At 45.3% G+C, this 20072-nt stretch carries 15 protein-coding genes; 12 read left to right on the forward strand and 3 right to left on the reverse strand.

Annotation, left to right across the window (positions count from 1 at the left end):
- The first annotated feature begins 360 nt into the window (after window positions 1-360).
- Window positions 361-2190 carry an AAA domain-containing protein gene (locus tag ABDK00_RS12185; RefSeq protein WP_346237122.1) on the forward strand — a complete coding sequence of 610 codons (1830 nt, stop codon included), beginning with the start codon at window positions 361-363 and terminating at the stop codon, window positions 2188-2190.
- Window positions 2191-2198: 8 nt separating this feature from the next.
- On the opposite strand, the gene ABDK00_RS12190 is transcribed toward ABDK00_RS12185, so the two are convergent.
- Window positions 2199-2729: an N-acetylmuramidase domain-containing protein gene (locus tag ABDK00_RS12190; RefSeq protein ID WP_346237121.1), complete on the reverse strand. Its 531-nt coding sequence runs from the start codon at window positions 2727-2729 to the stop codon at window positions 2199-2201.
- Window positions 2730-3100: 371 nt separating this feature from the next.
- Here ABDK00_RS12190 and ABDK00_RS12195 point away from each other — a divergent pair, with 371 nt between their 5' ends.
- Window positions 3101-3676, forward strand: a complete 576-nt coding sequence (locus tag ABDK00_RS12195; protein WP_346237120.1) for a hypothetical protein — start codon at window positions 3101-3103, stop codon at window positions 3674-3676.
- A gap of 76 nt (window positions 3677-3752) precedes the next feature.
- Here the strand turns inward: ABDK00_RS12195 and gcvP are convergent, their stop codons facing one another.
- Window positions 3753-6623 carry an aminomethyl-transferring glycine dehydrogenase gene (gene gcvP, locus ABDK00_RS12200; RefSeq protein ID WP_346237119.1) on the reverse strand — a complete coding sequence of 957 codons (2871 nt, stop codon included), beginning with the start codon at window positions 6621-6623 and terminating at the stop codon, window positions 3753-3755.
- Window positions 6624-6808: 185 nt separating this feature from the next.
- On the opposite strand from gcvP, the gene ABDK00_RS12205 reads away from it, so the two are divergent.
- The 7 genes from ABDK00_RS12205 (at window position 6809) to dapA (ending at window position 13330) form a co-directional block, all read left to right on the forward strand.
- A complete protein-coding gene (locus tag ABDK00_RS12205) occupies window positions 6809-7723 on the forward strand; it encodes a sterol desaturase family protein (RefSeq protein WP_346237118.1) in 915 nt (304 codons plus the stop codon).
- On the forward strand, window positions 7724-8209 hold the full coding sequence (locus ABDK00_RS12210; RefSeq protein WP_346237117.1) for a YkgJ family cysteine cluster protein: 486 nt from the start codon (window positions 7724-7726) through the stop codon (window positions 8207-8209).
- Between the two features lie 68 nt (window positions 8210-8277).
- Window positions 8278-9315: a glutamate 5-kinase gene (proB, locus tag ABDK00_RS12215; RefSeq protein WP_346237116.1), complete on the forward strand. Its 1038-nt coding sequence runs from the start codon at window positions 8278-8280 to the stop codon at window positions 9313-9315.
- A 61-nt stretch (window positions 9316-9376) separates the two neighbouring features.
- On the forward strand, window positions 9377-10615 hold the full coding sequence (locus ABDK00_RS12220; protein WP_346237115.1) for a glutamate-5-semialdehyde dehydrogenase: 1239 nt from the start codon (window positions 9377-9379) through the stop codon (window positions 10613-10615).
- A gap of 28 nt (window positions 10616-10643) precedes the next feature.
- A complete protein-coding gene (locus tag ABDK00_RS12225) occupies window positions 10644-11198 on the forward strand; it encodes a hypothetical protein (RefSeq protein WP_346237114.1) in 555 nt (184 codons plus the stop codon).
- A gap of 200 nt (window positions 11199-11398) precedes the next feature.
- Window positions 11399-12370 (forward strand): acetyl-CoA carboxylase carboxyltransferase subunit alpha, encoded by a 972-nt coding sequence (locus tag ABDK00_RS12230; protein WP_346237113.1) that lies wholly within the window; start codon window positions 11399-11401, stop codon window positions 12368-12370.
- A gap of 75 nt (window positions 12371-12445) precedes the next feature.
- A complete protein-coding gene (gene dapA, locus ABDK00_RS12235) occupies window positions 12446-13330 on the forward strand; it encodes a 4-hydroxy-tetrahydrodipicolinate synthase (protein ID WP_346237112.1) in 885 nt (294 codons plus the stop codon).
- Window positions 13331-13411: 81 nt separating this feature from the next.
- On the opposite strand, the gene ABDK00_RS12240 is transcribed toward dapA, so the two are convergent.
- On the reverse strand, window positions 13412-13924 hold the full coding sequence (locus ABDK00_RS12240) for an acyl-CoA thioesterase (RefSeq protein WP_346237111.1): 513 nt from the start codon (window positions 13922-13924) through the stop codon (window positions 13412-13414).
- Between the two features lie 75 nt (window positions 13925-13999).
- On the opposite strand from ABDK00_RS12240, the gene ABDK00_RS12245 reads away from it, so the two are divergent.
- The 3 genes from ABDK00_RS12245 (at window position 14000) to ABDK00_RS12255 (ending at window position 20004) form a co-directional block, all read left to right on the forward strand.
- Complete coding sequence (locus tag ABDK00_RS12245; RefSeq protein WP_346237110.1) at window positions 14000-15715, forward strand: ArnT family glycosyltransferase; 1716 nt, start codon at window positions 14000-14002, stop codon at window positions 15713-15715.
- A 170-nt stretch (window positions 15716-15885) separates the two neighbouring features.
- Window positions 15886-19215 (forward strand): preprotein translocase subunit SecA, encoded by a 3330-nt coding sequence (gene secA, locus ABDK00_RS12250; protein WP_346237109.1) that lies wholly within the window; start codon window positions 15886-15888, stop codon window positions 19213-19215.
- A gap of 45 nt (window positions 19216-19260) precedes the next feature.
- On the forward strand, window positions 19261-20004 hold the full coding sequence (locus ABDK00_RS12255) for a hypothetical protein (protein WP_346237108.1): 744 nt from the start codon (window positions 19261-19263) through the stop codon (window positions 20002-20004).
- The last annotated feature ends 68 nt before the right edge of the window (window positions 20005-20072 follow it).

The following is a 20072-nucleotide window of genomic DNA, read 5'->3' on the forward strand; positions in this document are numbered from 1 at the left end:
CTTTTTTATCTGAACATCTATTCTGAACGCAATGCCGCTCCCCATCTATTTTGTTTACTGCGCTGGCCAGCCAGGGTTTTGCGGGAGCAGCTTGGGATTTAGCTGAAGTTCCTGTAAGGGTATGCCCGTTAAATAATCCCGATTGGGATCGAACTTATATCCTGTTGAAAGATTAGTTTTAGTAAAGACTAATAACAAGCATTGTAAATCTAAACAAAAAAATAAAAACCACATAACGTTGAGCAATCGATTGCACAACCAACGGCGTCGCGAAGGCGTGAATCACAACCGAACATATTTATGTAAATGCTTTAGCTACATTGCTTTTATTTTGCAGGCTATTCATCAATAGCGCTTATCATGCATCCTCATATAAAGCATCTTTTGCAGTGTATCGAACTTGAAGAGAAAGAACAATCAGAAAGGTATCGGCTGGACCAGGGGCATACACTCAACATGCTGAAGGCAGAGGGTTTGGCCTTGCATCCGATTACCATTACCAGGAAAGGTTTTGGTTATGCCGATTACCCCGAATTTAGCTTCCGATTGAATTACCCGGCAGAGGCAGGCCTTTTTAAAGACGGCATTGCTATCGAATGTTTTAAACAAGGCGAAGAGCCGGTGAAAGGTATTGTTTTGAACCTGTCCGGCCGCTCGGGCGAAGTAAGGCTTTTCGCCCCCGACTTCCCCGAATGGATTGAAGATCGTAGTGTAGGCATCAAACTAACCCCCGACACGAGGACGACAACTATTATGAAAAAAACGCTTTCAGCATTGGAAGCTGATAAGCGGCTGTTTGATTTATTTGAAAATTTGCATTCGGAAAAACAGGTGGCAGCCAGCGAAAAACCACCGGCCGGTATTTCTTTTTTCAATCAACATCTCAACACGATTCAGCAAAAGGCGATCGCCAAAATATTATGCAATGAAGAGGTGACGATAGTTCACGGCCCTCCGGGAACCGGCAAAACCACAACATTGATTGAAGCCATCAGGCAACAGGTATCGCAGGGAAAGAAAATAGTGGTGGCCGCTCCCAGCAATGCGGCAGTCGATCATATTTGTAAGGGACTGATCAAAGCAGGCGTCAACATTTTAAGAGTGGGCAACGCTGACAAAACCGACAAAGCCGTTTATCAACACACACCGGAAGGCAAGCTCAACAACGCAAAGGTTTTGAAAGAAATGCGGGCACTGAAGTTGAGAGCCGACGCCTTTCGAAAAATGGCACTAAAGTACAAACGCAGTTTCGGCAAAGCCGAACGAGAACAACGGAGTTTATTGTTTAAAGAAGTAAAAAACATTCGTACCGAAATAAAAAAGTTGAGGCAATACAACGAGCAAAAACTTTTTGAGGACGCGCAGGTAATTGCGGGAACGCCTATCGCACTGTATGATGCAGGCTTGCAGAACTATTCATTTGATCAACTTATTATTGATGAGGCCGGCCAATGTATCGAGCCCTTGGCGTGGTGCATCTTTCCATTGGCGCCGTGCATTGTGTTGGCAGGAGACCATTTTCAACTTCCGCCGACCGTATTGAGCGAGGCCGCAACCCGAAAAGGATTCAACAAATCGATTTTAGAAATTGCCATTGAAAGCGGGCAGCCGGTGACATTGTTGGACATCCAATATCGGATGCAGCCCGTAATCGCCGGTTTCAGTAGCCACTATTTTTATCAAGATCTTTTGCAGTCGGCGCCTCAGCTCAAAGATGAGGGCACGCCGCTTATATTTATTGATACCGCCGGTTCGGGATTTGAAGAATCGCGAGGGCCGGATGGCGCCAGCTTTCAAAACCGCGGGGAACTCCAAATCATCAAACAACTATTGCTTCAAGAAGGATGGCCGGTTGCCGACTTAGCCGTCATTTCCCCCTATGCGGGCCAGGTGGCGGCGATAAAGGAAGCGCTCACTGATCAGCTGCGCGTCAGCACAATTGACAGTTTTCAGGGACAGGAAAAAACCGTCATTATTTTATCACTCGTGAGAAGTAATGACCGATGCGAAATTGGATTTTTAAAAGATTACAGAAGAATGAATGTGGCGATGACGCGCGCGCAAAAGCAGCTTATAGTGATTGGCGATAGCGCAACCATTGGCGCCGACAATTTTTATAAAAAGTTTCTAAACTATGTGGAAGCGTCGGGCACTTACCGGACCGTGTGGGAATTTGATCTAAACGAGTAGGCACCTCATTATCGGGCTTCAAAGCTGGCGTATGTATTTAAAAGTTTCTGCGCAAAATCACTTCTATTTTCTACCTTGGTGTATTTGGCCGCAAACCCCTTCCAGTCTTTTTTCCGAAGATCTTCATCAAGCGATAAATTGGAAAGCAAATTCGCGAAAGCCGTAAGTTGGGCGCCCTCGTTTTGGTACATGGCGCTAACGAACTCCTGCAAACTGCTAAAGCCTGCCAACGCATAATTATAACCCATGATCTGGAATTTGCCCCAGGCCGTAGCCATCAAAGCTGCGTCTTTATTAAGTAGGATAGCTTTGTGCAAAATTTGATGCTGCTGATCAGCCACAACATTTTCGTCCGGAACGGGGTTGGAAACATCCGGCGCTACCGCATCGTAAACCCCCAGGGTTTGCCTTGAAAAAACATCCCGGTGAAACCGGATAGCCGGTTCTTCGCTCTGCAGAAAACCTGCCGCGCTGCCCTCCACTTCAATGAGGGTTTTGATTACTGCTACATCGCAGCCCAATGAAATTGCCGTTTTCAAAATATGTGATTCGTTTAACGCTCGAGAGTCCATTTATAACACCATGTGCCCGTCTTAATGAGTTTAGAAAGCCAGAAATCTATAGCTAAAATTATACCACATTATCAACCGGTTGCAGCGGCAAAAACAGGTACATTCCCATATTAAAGTTTCCAAAAATTTGTAAATACTTCAATACGAAATTAGATACGGATCAAACAGGGATGGCAAAGTTTTATCTTAAATGCGGATGAACGGTATAATAAAAAGTTAAAGTCAGTTAAAAATTGCGTACGATCAAATTTGATCTCAAAAAAATGGCTTCCCTTAGCAGTAAGTCTCTAAATTTGCTTGAAACCAATCCGTTAAACAACTATATCAAAACTGGAATTATGAAAGCCATATTTTATGCACTGTTCCTGTTTTTGTTTTCAATATTAATATCCTGCGGCAAAACCGATATTATTGCTGACGACCAACACCCGCAAAAATTGGAAATAGAACAGCTCGTTAGCCTAATGGGTCAGCCCTTCGATAGCATTAGCGCCATCATGGGAACGGAGTCCATAACCGTTACAGATTCTTTGGGTGTGAAAAAAGCAATGCTTCCTTTGTTAGACCGCGAGTCGCCTAACCCGAATTTCATGTGTGAGTTGATCGAAGCAGATGGCCGAGTGGGCAGCATTCATTTAAGATCGACTGCAAGCAACCACGGCACGTCTAAAAACACCTTCTTTTATTTCGACCGTGTTTTAAGCGAAAAATTTCCGCTTATAAAATTTTATGCCGTAGACGCTGATGGCGGCATCAACGATTTTAGCCAGACAAAGGAAGAACTCTATAATTATTTAAATTATAATTCTTCTTCGGGCGCTGCTTTAGAATTTAACGCGCCGGCAGCAACCATTCTTAGCTTTTGTTTTTATGAAGCGGAAAAAGATTTCGTGATATCAATAGAAAAAAAATAGCGATGCCATTTTCAAAATATAAAAAGCCGGGACAATTCAATGATCCCGGCTTTTTCTTTTCAATATTGAAATATTATTACGCTTCGGCGTAAAGTTCGGTTGGCTCACAAGTGCAAATCAAATTGCGGTCTCCCACCGTATTATTCACCCTGGCTACCGAAGGCCAAAACTTATTGATTGTAACATAATGCAGCGGAAAAGCTGCTTCCTGCCGGCTGTAGCTATGATTCCATTCGTTTGCTGTCACCACCTGTTGCGTATGAGGCGCCTGTTTCAGCACATTGTCTTTGAGGTCAGCCCTTCCCTCTTCAATCGCCTTGATCTCTGCTCTGATGCTGATGAGCGCATCGCAAAAGCGGTCAAGTTCTGCTTTGTCCTCGCTTTCGGTAGGTTCGATCATGATAGTGCCTGCTACCGGAAAACTCATCGTAGGCGCGTGAAAGCCGTAATCCATTAAACGCTTGGCCACATCTTCTGCTTCTATCTGCGCCGTCTTTTTGAAGGGTCTCAAATCGACGATAAATTCATGAGCACAAAGCCCGTTATCATTTGTATAAAGAATATCGTAGTGAGGCGCCAATTTCGAGCGCATATAATTGGCATTAAGAATGGCATACGCTGTCGCCGCTTTAAGGCCTTCGGCGCCGAGCATCCTGATATACGCATAAGAAATCAACAGGATCGACGCAGATCCAAAGGGCGCTGCTGAAACCGCATGCCTACGCTCGCCATCGGTTTCCCAAACATGTCCGGGAAGATGTTTGGCAAGATGCGCTTTAACGCAAATCGGGCCCATGCCAGGTCCGCCGCCGCCATGAGGGATGGCAAAAGTTTTATGAAGGTTTAGGTGGCAAACATCTGCACCGATCAAACCCGGAGCAGTAAGCCCTACTTGCGCATTCATATTGGCGCCGTCCATATAAACCTGCCCACCATGCTCATGAACAATTTTATTGATTTCTTTTACAGTTTCTTCATACACACCGTAGGTACTCGGATAAGTAATCATGATACCGGCTAACTCGTTGGCGTATTGCGCAGCTTTCAACTTCAGGTCTTCGACATCAATATATCCATTTTCAAGCGCCTTCACTACAACAACTTTCATCCCTGCCATCACCGCGGATGCCGGATTCGTACCATGCGCTGAAATAGGGATCAACATTACTTTTCGGTGAGGATTGCCCTGCGCTTCATGATAGGCTTTGATCGTGAGCAACCCCGCATACTCGCCTTGCGCGCCGCTGTTCGGCTGCAGGCTACATGCATCGAAAGCCGTTATTTCACACAGATAACGACCCAGTTGATCGACCAATTCTTTATAACCTCCCGCCTGCTCCACAGGAACGAAAGGATGAATGCTCGACCAGTGCGCCCAGCTCAGCGGCATCATTTGAGTAGCAGCATTTAACTTCATCGTGCAGCTACCCAGCGCGATCATCGACGTATTTAAAGAGAGGTCTTTATTTTCAAGAGATTTAATATACCGCATCATCTGGCTTTCGCTGTGATGGGTATTAAATACCGCATGTGTCAGGTAAGGCGAAGTACGCGATAATGGCTCGGGAATTCGGTACAGCCCTTCATCTTCACTGATACTAAAAGCTACGGCGCTTGTTTCATCTTCAAAGCAATTGATGATATCGAAAAGATCTTCGATAATTACGGTCTCATCAATCGAAATACCGATCAGCTGCTGGCCGATATACCGGAAATTGATTTTTTGAGCTTCCGCTTTTTTACGGATAGCCTCATTATTATCGACTTTGACAACCAGCGTGTCAAAAAATGAAGCTGCCATTAGTTCAAATCCACGCGCTTCGATTTCTGCTGCAACGGTTTGCGCAAAAGCTGCAATCCGGGAAGCAATAGCTTTCAACCCTTTTGGCCCATGATAGACAGCATACATCGCGGCCATATTCGCCAGCAAAGCCTGCGCCGTACAAATATTAGAAGTTGCTTTCTCTCTTTTGATATGCTGCTCTCGGGTCTGCAAGGCCATCCGGAGCGCACGGTTTCCCTGCGCATCAACACTCACACCGATAATTCGGCCGGGCAACACCCTTTTGAAATCGTCTTTAGCGGCTATAAAAGCAGCATGAGGCCCGCCATAACCGAGCGGTACGCCAAATCGCTGCGCCGATCCGATCGCCACGTCAGCGCCAAGCTCGCCCGGCGCTGCCAGCAAGGTAAGCGCCATCAGGTCCGTAGCCATCGCCACGTAACCGCCCGCATTTTGAACATTTTTAATAAATGTGGAATAATCTTCCACACTTCCGATATTATTGGGATATTGAACCAAGGCACCAAAATAGCGCTCGTCGATCGTGGCCGTTTTATAATCGCCTTCCACGATTTCGATACCGAATGGCCTGGCGCGCGTGTACAGCACATCTTTGGTTTGCGGGAAAGTTTGCGCATCCAGGAAAAATTTAGGACGCTCTATATTATCCTGCCTGTTTTTTAAATTGAAAAACATCGCCATAGACTCGGCCGCTGCGGTCGCTTCGTCTAAAAGCGAAGCATTGGCGAGCGGCAACCCCGTAAGGTCACTTACGAGCGTTTGATAATTAAGCAAACTTTCCAACCTGCCTTGCGAAATCTCGGCCTGGTAAGGCGTGTATTGCGTGTACCATCCCGGATTTTCAAAAATATTCCTCAAAATCACCGAAGGCGTAAGCGTTCCATAATATCCCTGGCCTATATAATTCCTGAATATTTTGTTTTTTAGAGATACATTTTTAATATGCCGCAGGTACTCGTTCTCACTCATCGCTTTGGGAATATTCAACGCTTTTTGCATGCGGATACCCTGCGGGACGGTTTTCCCCGTCAGGCTGTCGAGACTGTCGAAACCTGTCTGATACAACATTTTTTGTGTTTCAGCTTCGTCTGGACCAATATGCCTTTGTGTGAACTCTTTGGACTGGAGCGCTAAGATACTCATAGTGTCGAAAAAATTATTTTTTTAGGATGCGCAAAGTTAATGGTTAATAACGACCCTTTTTTGCGCACACGATTGTACATAAACAAGATGTGCATAAATAAAGTTCATTTTGCCGGCAGCCTGCCCCGCGCGCCGGTAATGCAGCAAAACACAGTTTACCGATATCGATTATATTTGCGGACGATATGCAAACAGCCAAAGAAACGCTGCTCATACTTCTTACAACCCCGCTCTATATAGTTGTAATCGGGCTTGAAATGGTGTTGAGCCATCTGCGAAAACAAAATACTTACACATTAAAAGACACCGTTCAGAATATCTATCTCATGCTATTGAACGGCGGCATCGACCTGTTATTCCGCTCGATTTATATCGGTATTATTTTGATGTTTTTCTACGAGCACCGCCTGGTTACGCCGGTAGAAACCGCCTGGCTTTATTGGACGCTACTGTTTCTTTTCGAAGACTTTATGTATTATTGGCTGCACCGCGTTGATCATGAATGCCGCTTGTTCTGGGCGACCCATTTTACGCATCATTCCTCTTCTAAATTCAATTTAACCGTGGGTTTCCGGTCTTCTGTGATGGAACCGTTATACCGCTTCGTGTATTTTATTCCGATTGCCTGGCTGGGCTTTCATCCGCTCGACATTGCATTCGTTTATTCGGCCACGCAGATTTGGGGCATACTGGTTCATACGGAGAAAGTAGGGAAACTTGGCTTTCTGGAATATATTCTCGTAACTCCCTCTCACCACCGCGTGCACCACGGGTCGAACCCCAAATATCTTGATAAAAATATGGGTATGTTCCTAATCATCTGGGACCGGCTTTTTGGCACTTTTCAGAAAGAATTACCGCCCGGCGAATACCAGCCGATCAGATATGGCCTCACTACACCGATCGAAAAGGAGAATGCTTTTAATATTGTTTTTCATGAATGGATCAATATTTTCAAAGATCTTCGCAACCACAATCTGAGTTTTAAGCAAAAGCTCGGGTATATTTTCGGCCCGCCGGGATGGAGCCACAACGGCAGCCGCCAGACCAGCCATCAAATGCGGCAACAGGAAGAAGCCCTGAAAAATAAAGCCTCCTGAATGGATAAAGACATCTTACATAACTGGGAACAAAAATCCAAAGCTCATCGAAAACAATATCAGCAGTTTTTAAAAAGAGCCGACAAAAACAAGACGCTGAAAAAGCTGCCTCAACTTCATGAAGCGGCCTTCGAGGCCGTAGATTGCCTGCAATGCGCCAATTGCTGTAAGAACTATTCGCCCCGCTTTAAAACCCCGGACGTAAAACGCATTGCCAAATATTTGGGCATGAAAGAATCGGTTTTTATCAGCAGTTACCTGCGCGTAGATGAAGACGGCGATTTTGTGGTAAAAAGTTCGCCCTGCCCTTTTTTGAACGAAGACAATACCTGCCATATTTATGAAGAACGCCCTTCCGACTGCGCCCGCTTTCCCTATACCGATGAAGATGTCATTATCAAGCGGCAGGCATTAACCATTAAAAACAGCGAGTTCTGCCCGATCACTTATTATGTTTTGGAACGGTTGTTTCAGGAAGGCATCTAAGTTTAAAGCCAGCAGATTATTAAGTCTTCGGCCTATCAACTAACTTTGCTCCTCTTCATTCAACAATTATGGCGCATAAAGTTTTAGTGATCAAATTAGGCTCGGCAGTTATTACCAATGCAAACGGAAATATCAATCAGCGCGTGATTAAAAAAATCGTTGACGACATTTGTTCGCTTTCGAAGCATTACCGAATCGTGTTGGTGAGCAGCGGCGCTGTGAGCAGTGGTAAAAAATTTATTCCCGATTATAAAGGCAGCCTGTTGCAAAGAAAAGTGGCCGCGGCGGTTGGAAACCCGATCCTCATACAATTGTATCGCAATTATTTCCAGAAATGTGGTATCACGGTGGCGCAAGCTTTATGTGAGCGCTCCCACTTTAGCAACCGGAAGCAGTTTTTACAACTGCGCGATACGTTTACCAGCTTCTGGGCCCATCATATCATTCCCGTTGTTAATGAAAACGATGTGATTAGCGACCTCGAATTAAAATTTTCCGATAATGATGAACTAGCTACTTTATTAGCCATTGCGTTCGACGCGGAAACGTTGGTTTTATGCACATCTGTTGGAGGTTTTTTGGATCAGGATAAAAAAATCGTTCCCGAAATCAAAGAAATTGACAAGGAGATATTGTCGCTGGTAAGAAAAGAAGAAAAATCTGATTTCGGACTTGGCGGCATGTTGTCTAAACTTACTTTTACCCGATTGGCCACCAACCTCGGCATTAATGTAATTATGTGCGGACTGAAACATGAGACTCCTATTACCCACGCGCTGGAAAGAAAAACCGGAAGCTGCTTTTACGCCCAATCTTCCAATTTAAAAAACCGGCAGAAATGGCTGGCCAGCGGTTCGATCACGCTGGGCAAAGTGCAGCTCGACAAGGGTGCGGCCAAAGCGGTATCGGAAAGAAAAAGCCTTTTAACCGTGGGCATTTCCGGGATTTCAGGAAAATTTTCGGCGGGTGAAGTGGTGCAATTAATGAGTGATGACCAAGCCATCATCGGCGTTGCAAAAACAAAACTGGGCAGCCAGGAATTGAAGAAAAAACTCAAAGAGAAACATGTTGTTGCGGCACACGCTAACGACATTGTTCTGATTTAATTATTATTTTTATTGCTTACAATCACGAAAATCGCGCGATAGCGTTGATCAACTATTAACTATGTCGATACAGAATACGCTTATAAAAGTCAACAAGTCAAAGATTGCTCTGCAGCAGTTACCCGAACGGAAGTTGAAGCAATTATTGAACGAAATAGCCCGTCAAATGATTCAAAACGAGGCTGCCATTCTTAAAGCCAATGAAAAGGATCTGTCTTCGAAAGACGCTAACGATCCCAAAAACGACCGCCTCATGCTTAATAGCGCTCGTTTAAAAAATATTTCAAAAGCCATTAAGCATATTGCAAAATTGCCTGACCCCACCCAGCAGGTGTTGGCGGAGCGGGTTTTAGCAAACGGCCTTAAGCTAAAAAAAATATCGGTGCCGCTGGGCGTCGTGGGCGCAATCTACGAGAGCCGGCCCAACGTCACTTACGATATTGCAGCGCTCTGCCTGCGCAGCCGCAACGCTTGTGTATTGAAAGGGAGCGCTGATGCACAGCATACCAATAAGGTATCGATCAGGATTATCCAGGATGTCTTGAAACAATTTGGCCTCGACGCCAACACGGTGAGCCTGTTGCCGCCTCAAAGAGAAGTGGTGCAGGAAATGTTTACCGCTACAAAATACCTGGATGTGTTGATTCCGCGCGGCTCTGAAGGCCTGATCAATTTTGTAAGACAAAACAGTTTGGTTCCTGTTATCGAAACGGGCGCAGGCGTGTGTCATGTGTATATTGAAAAAAATGCCGATCTGCAAAAAGCAGTGGATATTGCTGTTAATGCTAAAGTCAGCCGCCCTTCGGTTTGCAATTCGGCCGATGCATTTATTGTAGATGAAGCCGTTGCTCCGGCGTTCTTAAAAGCGGTTAGCACGGAGTTAGTTAAAAATGATGTTGAAATTTTTGCTGATAAGAAGGCGTATACATTTTTAAAAGGATACCCTCATCTTAACAAAGCCAAAACTTCCGATTTTGGGCGCGAATTTTTATCATTGAAGTGCGCCGTAAAGGTTGTAAAAGGTATCGATGAAGCTTTGGCGCATATTGCTCAATTTTCAACAAAACATTCTGAAGCAATTGTTTCAAAAGATAAAAAAGCCTGCGATCGGTTTATTGCCGAAGTCGATGCAGCGGCGGTGTACACCAATGCTTCTACGAGGTTTACCGATGGTGAGGAGTTCGGGCTGGGCGCTGAAATTGGCATTTCAACTCAAAAATTACACGCGCGCGGCCCCTTCGCATTAGAAAAGCTGGTGACCGAAAAATGGGTGTTGCAGGGAAATGGCCAGGTGAGATAAAAATCATAGCACCTTCATTTCTGCTGACATGAAAATTAAATTTCTTTTAGTTGCTTTTTTAGCGCTGGTGTCCATCACCGGAAAAAGCCAAAACAACAGCGTTGATGCGACCCTCGTAAAGATTGGCGGCGACACGCTGCGTGGCAAGATGATGGTTTACCCCACTTTATTTTCTAAGAATCAGATTAATGAAATTAGTTTTATCAAAACCGTGCAATTCGAAAATAACCAGGGTGATAAGAAAATAAAAATCAAAGCTCCGGACATTCAATCCTTGAGCTTTGTAGATTTCACCGGTGAGCCGCGGCGCTACATCAATAACGGAAGATTGCTTCAGCGGCTTATGTATGACGGAAAGACAAAATGGTTGAGACGCATTGCTCAAAATCTCTATGATGGTTCACTCGTTTATAATGAGCGGTTCGTATCCGAAACAGGAGAAGTTTTTGATGTAAAATTCGATTTTAAAAAAAAGCTTAAAGCCCTGACCCAACAAAAGCCTGAGCTGGCCGACGAGATAGAGAAGATGAAATTAAAGGATGATGCCATTCTAAACATACTGAGAAAATACGACTCCGATTAGCGCGCAAGTTGGATCCGGCCGCCATCATTTGATGTAAAAATGCGATAACCGCCGTGGCTTTAACTTTCGACACATGCCTAAATTGTTCCCATTTCATATCGTTTCCCCGCCCCGTGGTATATTCCACATAAAATGCACGCCGCTTGCCGGTATTCCCAAATAATCATTAATTTAGCCGCCTCATTAAAAAGCATTGTTTTATGCCCCAGATTGTAAACAGGCAGTTCCTTGATTTTGAAAAACCTATCAAGGATTTGATAGATGAAATTGAACTGGCAACTGAGCGCGAAAAGAAAACCGAGATCGACTTAAGCGCGCAGATAGAGCAGCTTCGTCTGAAAGTGGATGAGACGCGTAAGACAATTACCCATAAACTTACGGACTGGCAGCGCGTGCAGCTGAGCCGCCACCCCGACCGTCCTTATACACATAAGTACATCGAACTGATGACCGAAAATTATGTGGAATTGTATGGTGATCGCAATATCAAAGATGACAAAGCGATGGTAGGCGGTTTTGCTTCGATCGACGGGCAAACGGTAATGATTATCGGGCAGCAAAAAGGGTCGAATACAAAAAAACGGCAGCTACGAAATTTCGGAATGGCCAATCCTGAAGGCTACCGCAAAGCGCTGCGCCTAATGAAACTGGCTGAAAAATTCAACAAACCTATTGTTACTTTAATTGATACGCCCGGCGCCTATCCCGGATTAGAGGCAGAAGAAAGAGGCCAGGGCGAAGCCATTGCACGCAATATCTACGAAATGATGCGGCTAAAAGTGCCGGTTATTTGTGTAATCATCGGCGAAGGAGCCAGCGGCGGCGCCTTAGGTATTGGCGTGGGCGACCGGGTTTACATGATGGAAAATACCTGGTACACGGTGATCTCGCCGGAAAACTGCAGCACTATTTTATGGCGCAGCTGGGATTATAAGGTGAAAGCCGCCGAGCAATTGAAGCTTACGTCCACCAAAATGAAAGAGTTTGGCCTGATCGACGGAATTATCCCCGAACCTGATGGCGGCGCCCATTGGGATTATGAAATGGCTGCGCAAAATTTAAAGCAGCAGATTCTTTCGGGCTTAAATGAATTGAAAAATATGAAGCCCGAGAAACGGGTTGACGCCCGCATTGAGAAGTTCAGCAAGATGGGCTTCTGGGAAGAAGTGTAACAGGCTGGTATAGGGCATCAAACATCCAGCACCCAGCATCAAAATTTACAACTCAACATTTCTCATAAAACTTACATGTCGATACAAGAAAAACTTACAGGAACAGGCATCGCAATTGTAACGCCGTTCACAGCCAGCGGCGACTTCGATTGGCCGACGTTGGAAAATCTAATCAATTTCTGGATTACCAATAAAATAGAATATCTCGTTGTAGCCGGCACCACCGGTGAAAGTGCAACGCTTACCAGAGAAGAAGAACAGGAACTTTTCACATTCGTAAAAAATTGCACCGCCGGCCGCGTGCCCCTGGTGGCAGGTATTGGCGGCAACGACACACGCGAAGTGGTGGATGCATTTAAAAGCATGCAATTAGATGGCTATGATGCTATCCTTTCTGTGGCTCCTTATTATAATAAACCCGGCCAGGAAGGTTTGTACCAGCATTACAGAACCATCAATGACGCAGCCCCGCTGCCCATCATTATGTATAATGTTCCGGGACGGACGGGCCAAAGCGTGAGCGCTGAAACGACGGTGCGCATCGCAAAAGATTGCAAAAATATAATTGCCACCAAAGAAGCTTCCGGAAGTTTTGAGCAGTTTAATTATATCATGAAGCACAAACCGGAAGGATTTATGCTGATCAGCGGAGACGATCCGATTGCCTTGCCGATGATCGCCCTTGGCGCCAAAGGCGTTATTTCCGTCGTGGCCAATGCTTACCCTCAAGCGTTCAGCGACATGATCCGCCTGTGCCTTGCCGGTAAGTTTGATGAAGCGCTGCCGCAGCATTTAAAATTTACGGATATCATCGCTTCTCTATTCACAGAAGGCAGTCCCGCCGGTGTTAAACAGTACCTGAAAGAAATGGGGCTTTGCACACTTCATGCGCGCCTGCCGGTGGTGCCGGTTAGCGAAAAACATGCGCAGCATATCAAAACGCTGATGGCCGACATGTAAGGTTCCTACATTTAAAATAAAAACTGCCGCGCTTGCTGATTCAGGCGCGGCAGTTCCATATAAGGAGAGCGGACAAATAGGCTATCCTTTTTCAAACAACTCTCTCAACTCCTTGGCGTCGCCGGGTTTCATTTTTCCTCCTAATATTAATCGCACCTGACGACGGCGCAAAGCGCCATTAAACAATTCAACATCTTCCTCCGTCTGTGGCTCCAAAGACGGCGCTGGCGTAGGTTTGCTATCCTTGTCCAACGCTACGAAAGTATAGTAAGCGGTATTACTTTGGTATTTATTCTGATTTACCAGGTCTTCGCCCCAAACATTCAAATACACTTCCATTGATGAATTGAAAGCCCGTGTTACCCGCGCCTCAATATGAACCGCGTTGCCGAGCTTGATCGAGTTCATAAAGGAAAGGTTATCGACCGAAGCAGTCACCACGGGCGCGTTGCTGTGTTTTTGAGCTGATAGCGCCGCTGCAATATCCATCCAATACATCAGCCTGCCGCCCATCAAATTTCCAAAAACATTGGTATCGTTGGGTAAAACAAGCTCGGTCATAATCACTAAACTATCGGTTGGTTTTTTAGCCATATCATTTTTTTTGCAAATGTAGCCGCAAATTGCAGACTTTTACAGTTCTTTATTATAACTGTTTAAATACATGCTGTGCGTTCTATTTTAAGTAACTCTTCTAACCTGCCTCCGGAAAAAGAAAACAAAGTATTGGTTTACCTGATGCTTTGTTGGTTTGTCATTAACGCGCTACAGGCGCATTTTTTGGGCTTGGAGGGTGATGAAGCGTATTATTGGCATCTGTCGCAAAATATTGACTGGAGTTATTTTGATCATCCACCCATGGTGGCCTTGCTGATTCGAATTGGAGAAAGCTTCGGACATGGATCATTTTTTACGCGGCTGGGAACGGTCCTCATCACAACACTATCGGTGGGAATCATTTATAAAGCGCTCCCCGAACGCCTGAGCAATATGAAATGGTATATTTTGGTGGCCGGCGCTACCCTGCTCTTAAATGTTTACAGTTTTATCACAACGCCCGACGCGCCGCTTCTTTTCTTCGCCGCTCTTTTTCTTTTGACTTACAAACGATTCCTGGCCAAAAACAGCATAGGCAACAGTTTGCTAATGGCTTTGTGCATTACCGGCATGTTTTACAGTAAATATCACGGCATTTTGTTGGTTGGCTTTGTGGTGCTTTCCAATCTAAAAATGCTGACCAACCGCTATTTCTGGCTTACGGTCCTCATAACAACCCTTCTTTTTCTTCCCCATCTTTTCTGGCAATACCAACACGACTGGCCAAGTTTCAGATATCATCTCAACGAGCGGCTGGCCAGGCATTACAGAATCAACTATACCACGGATTATTTGTTAGGGCAGATATTAGTTTTTGGCCCTTTTATTTCCCTTTTATTTTATGCGACCTGTTATAAACTGAAGATCAGGGAGCAACTGATTAAAACCCATCTGTTTATTTTTGCCGGCACGTTGATTTTCTTTTTCATTTCGTCTTTTAAAAATACGGTCGAAGCCCACTGGACGCTGATTGCTGTTCCATCCTTCATCACCCTGTTTATGGCGCTGCTTACCGATGCAACAGACCGCTATATAAAGCTTTTCCAAAAATTTGCGATCGCCAATATTGCGATCATCCTTCTTGCCCGGATTTTATTCCTGGTGCCTCATTCGCCTTTCACGCTTATCAGGCATTACTATCCCTTTTTTTATGGCAAAGAATGGGCTGCTACACTTCACCGCGCCATTGGCGATACGCCTGTTGTGTTTGAAAACTCCTACGTGCTGCCTTCTTTGTATAAATATTATTTTGAGGAGGTGACCGCCATCGATTATAATACAAAAGGCTATCGCAAAACCAATTATAACCTGGAAGATGATTGCCTTTTGTCGGGGCAAAAAGTGTGGCACTACCAAATGACGCACGAACGCGATTCCGCGCTTGCTTATATTGATACAAAATATAACCCGGGCAAACTTTATCCTATCAATCAGTTCACCTGTGTAAATGCATTGAAAATAGCGCCCCTCAGAGTTCCCACCTCGATGAAGCCCGGCGCGGTGTATCCTGTTGCACTCATCTGCACCAATAAATCGAATCATCCGGTCACCATCTACAACCCTTTATCGATCGATTATGCATTTTTTATTGCAAAGTCTGATTTTATTAACGCCGAAGAAACCTATCCGCTTCCGAAAAAAATGATTCAGGCCAGCGAAACGCTATCGATCCCCATACAGTTAAAAGCTCCGGAGCAGCCAGGGACTTACAAGTTGCTTTTTTCGATAAAGAACGAATCCTTTGCAGGCAATTTCGCCAGCGCATTTTTTACGGTAAAAATTGAATAGCAGCCATTTCGGCTGATGATGGGGTGTTGAGGCAGTAAAATCGTCGCCTTCAAAAGTTGCGGGCAAATTTCGTTATCTTTGCGGCCCTGTCAAAATGTCTTTATTTCCGTATAGCATTGTTTTTGACTAAATATATTTTTTCAAAGAAAATAATTTATTAATATACTATCATGTTTGGTTTCTTATCAAAAATCTTCGGCGGCAGCAAGTCAGAAAAAGATACAAAAAAGCTTCAACCTATTATTGAAAAAGTAAATGGTTTTTACACGCAATACCAATCGCTTAGCAACGATGAACTGCGTAATAAAACACACGAATTCCGGTCTCGCATCAAACAACATTTAAGCAAGGTCGATGAACAAATCAACCAGCTGAAAGCCAACGCTGATACACTTTCGCACGAAGCGCTTTTAGAAAAAGACAATATTTACAAGCAGGTCGATGAGCTGACCAAAGAAAGGGATAAAGAAATCGAGAAAGCGTTGGAAGAAATTATGCCCGAAGCGTTTGCGGTCATGAAAGAGACAGCACGCAGGTTTAAAGAAAATGAAAGAATTGTTTCCAAAGCCACCGACCTCGATCGCGACCTTAGCGTTAAAGCGGGCTACATCACGATCGAAGGCGACAACGCGGTTTATAGCAATAGCTGGACGGCAGCGGGCGGACAGGTAACCTGGAACATGGTGCATTATGATGTGCAATTGATCGGCGGGGCTGTTTTACATAGCGGTAAAATTGCTGAAATGGCAACCGGTGAAGGTAAAACGCTTGTGTCAACTTTACCTGCGTATCTAAACGCGCTCGCAGGCGAAGGTGTGCATATTGTAACGGTGAACGATTATCTTGCCCGCCGTGACCAGGAATGGAACGGCCCGGTTTTCGAATGGTTGGGCCTGCGCGTAGATTGTATTGACAAGCATCAACCCAACTCAGAAGCCAGAAGAAAGGCTTACCTGGCCGATATTACCTACGGAACGAATAATGAATTTGGTTTTGACTACCTGCGCGATAACATGGTGCATACTGCTAATGAAATGGTGCAGCGCAAACACCATTTTGCCATGGTGGATGAGGTGGATAGCGTATTAATTGACGATGCCCGTACACCGCTTATTATCAGCGGCCCTGTCGAAAAAGGCGACGAGCAGCAGTATCATATCCATAAACCACGCGTTCAACAACTTTTCCAGGAGCAGGAGAAAATTGTGAGAGCTGCTCTCAACGAAGCTAAAAAGCTAATCGAAAAAGGCGAAGACGATCCTAAAACGGGCGGGCTTTATTTGTATCGCGCATTCAGAGGGCTTCCCAAATACAACCCACTTATCAAGTTTTTGAGCGAGCCGGGTATTAAGGTAAAACTTCAAAAAGCAGAAAACTATTACCTGCAGGATCAGGAGCGCAATATGCGCATTATTGACGAAGAGCTGCTGTTCCGAATCGATGAAAAAAATAAATCGGTCGACCTGACAGAAAAAGGGCTGGGTACGATCACCAAATCGGGAGAAGATTCTGAGTTCTTTGTATTACCCGACATCAGCGTATCGCTGGCTGAAATTGAGGAGAGCGATGCCGCTCCTGAAGATAAGTTAAAACAAAAGGAAGCGATTCTTAACGACTATTCGCAAAAAGCAGATCGCATTCACTCGGTACAGCAATTATTAAAAGCCTACGCGCTTTTTGAGAAAGATGTGGAATATGTGGTGATTGACGGTACTATTAAAATCGTAGATGAACAAACCGGCCGTATCATGGAAGGCCGCCGTTATAGCGATGGTTTACACCAGGCGCTGGAAGCAAAAGAGAATGTGAAGATCGAAGCGGCCACTCAAACCTACGCCACTATTACATTGCAGAACTTTTTCCGGATGTATCACAAACTGGCCGGGATGACGGGTACTGCCGAAACTGAAGCTGGTGAACTTTGGAGCATTTACAAACTTGATGTGGTGACCATCCCTACCAACCTGCCCATTATCAGGGATGACCGCCAGGACCTTGTATACAAAACAAAACGCGAAAAATATAAAGCTGTTATCGACGAAATTGAAGTGCTGCGCAACGCTGGCCGCCCAGTGTTGGTGGGTACTACCTCGGTGGAGATCAGCGAACTTTTGGGCCGCATGCTGCAACAGAAAAAAATCCCACACAATGTATTAAACGCCAAGCAACACGCGCGCGAAGCAAATGTTGTAGCAGAAGCAGGCCTGGCAGGCGCCGTAACAATTGCCACTAATATGGCAGGGCGTGGTACCGATATCAAACTTGGGCCTGGCGTGAAAGAAGCCGGTGGCCTTGCCATTATTGGTACAGAGCGTCATGAAAGCCGCCGTGTAGACCGCCAGTTGCGTGGCCGTGCCGGCCGCCAGGGAGATCCCGGAAGCTCCCAGTTTTATGTGTCGCTGGAAGACGACCTGATGCGTATGTTCGGCAGCGAACGTATTGCAGGCATGATGGATAAACTGGGTTATAAAGAGGGCGATGTGATTCAGCATAGCATGATCAGCAATTCTATTCAACGCGCGCAGAAAAAGGTAGAGGAAAATAACTTCGGCATCAGGAAGCGCTTGTTGGAGTATGACGACGTGATGAACAAACAAAGAAATGCCGTGTATGAAAAGAGAAACCATGCGCTGTTTGGAGAAAGATTGTCGCTTGACATCGACAACGCTTTTTCTATAGTTGCTGAAAGCCTCGCTTCTTCATTCAAAGAGCAGGAAGACTTCGAAGGTTTCAAACTGGCTTGTATCGTTAATTTCGGTATGGATACTGCGATCGGCGCTGATGAGTTTAAATCCCTGGATTCCGGCAAGCTGGCCGATAAATTATATGCTGAAGCCATTCAGCGATATGCGCAGCATCTTGAGCATATTGCGCAGAAAGCCGTGCCGGTATTCAAAGATATCCGCGCTACGCAGGGCAGCCATATCGAAAATGTAGTCGTTCCATTTACTGATGGCCGCAAAGCGATCAATGTGTTGGCCCCGCTCGATAAAACTGTGGAGACCAACGGGCAGGCGCTTACTTCGAGCATGGAAAAATCAATTACGCTGGCCGTTATCGATGATGCCTGGAAAGAACATTTGCGCTCAATGGATGACCTGAAGCAAAGTGTGCAGACCGCTTACCTCGAACAAAAAGATCCTCTTGTGATTTATAAGGTTGAAGCTTTTCAGTTGTTCAACAACATGACCACAAATTTGAACAAGGATATTATTGCTTTCCTGACACAGGCCAACCTGCCTGATCAGCAGCAGCCCTCCAATCAGATTAAGGAAGGGCGCGAGGAAAAAACAGATTTGAGCAAGCTCCACGCTAATAAAGATCAAATCGATGCCGCCGGCGAAGACTATGCGGCTAATGAAAACGATTATTTCGACCCCTCTGCTCCACCGGTAAAACAAGAGCCGGTACGCGTCGGTCCGAAGATTGGCAGAAATGATCCTTGTCCCTGCGGCAGTGGAAAAAAATACAAACAATGCCATGGTAAAAGTGGTGAGTAAATAAAAAAATCCCTTCAAAAACTGAAGGGATTTTTTATACCAGTTATGGAATATCGATCGATTGCTATGCGTATTGCAATGATTTCATATTTGATAAGCGCTATGTTTCTTTGGGCATCCGCGCAGGTTTTCGCTCAGCCCGCTGCTGCGAAAGGTTATCTTTATGACAGTACCGTCGTTGCTCAAAAAATCAGGCATGCAAATGCTTTGGCGGCGAGCCCTTTATTCGCGGAAGTGGTTGCCCGCCTCACAACGCTGCAAACAGAAATGCACAAAGAGCAGGTCGTTTCATTTGGAAAAGACAGTTCGGGGATCACGATTGCATCGCCCATCCGGTCGGGAAATTTCAATAATGCATCGCTGCCAGGCATCCATCGCAGATTTGCTGATATACATATTCATACCAGCGAACATCCGCCATCAAGTGGCGATATATATGGGTTTTCCGATCAGGCAATAGCCGATTCTCAATATCTCCGCTTGATCGTCACCCCTCAACAAACCATCTATGCTTTGATAATGGTAGATCCCAAAGCCGCCATCGCATTCAATAACAAATATCCACGGCGGGCCGGGATAAAAAAGCCTCAGGCCGACGGCAGCACTACCTTTTACCAGCCTACTTTTCCCCAGGAATTGGTCGATGCGTTTAATCGCGTTCGCGGATGGCTGGGCGCGACTCGTGCTCAGTCTTTGGCATATCTGCTTATAAAATACAAAAGTGGTATAAGACTACTTCAACGCGGCGAGGATGGCCATTTTATGATGGTGCATGCTCCGGCCGAATAAAAAATTTCAAAAAAGATCGGCGAAAAATTCGTGATGGATATGTTTCATCAATGCCCTGTTGTACCTTT

The sequence above is a fragment of the Niabella insulisoli genome, assembly GCF_039652435.2.
Lineage (GTDB): Bacteria > Bacteroidota > Bacteroidia > Chitinophagales > Chitinophagaceae > Niabella > Niabella insulamsoli.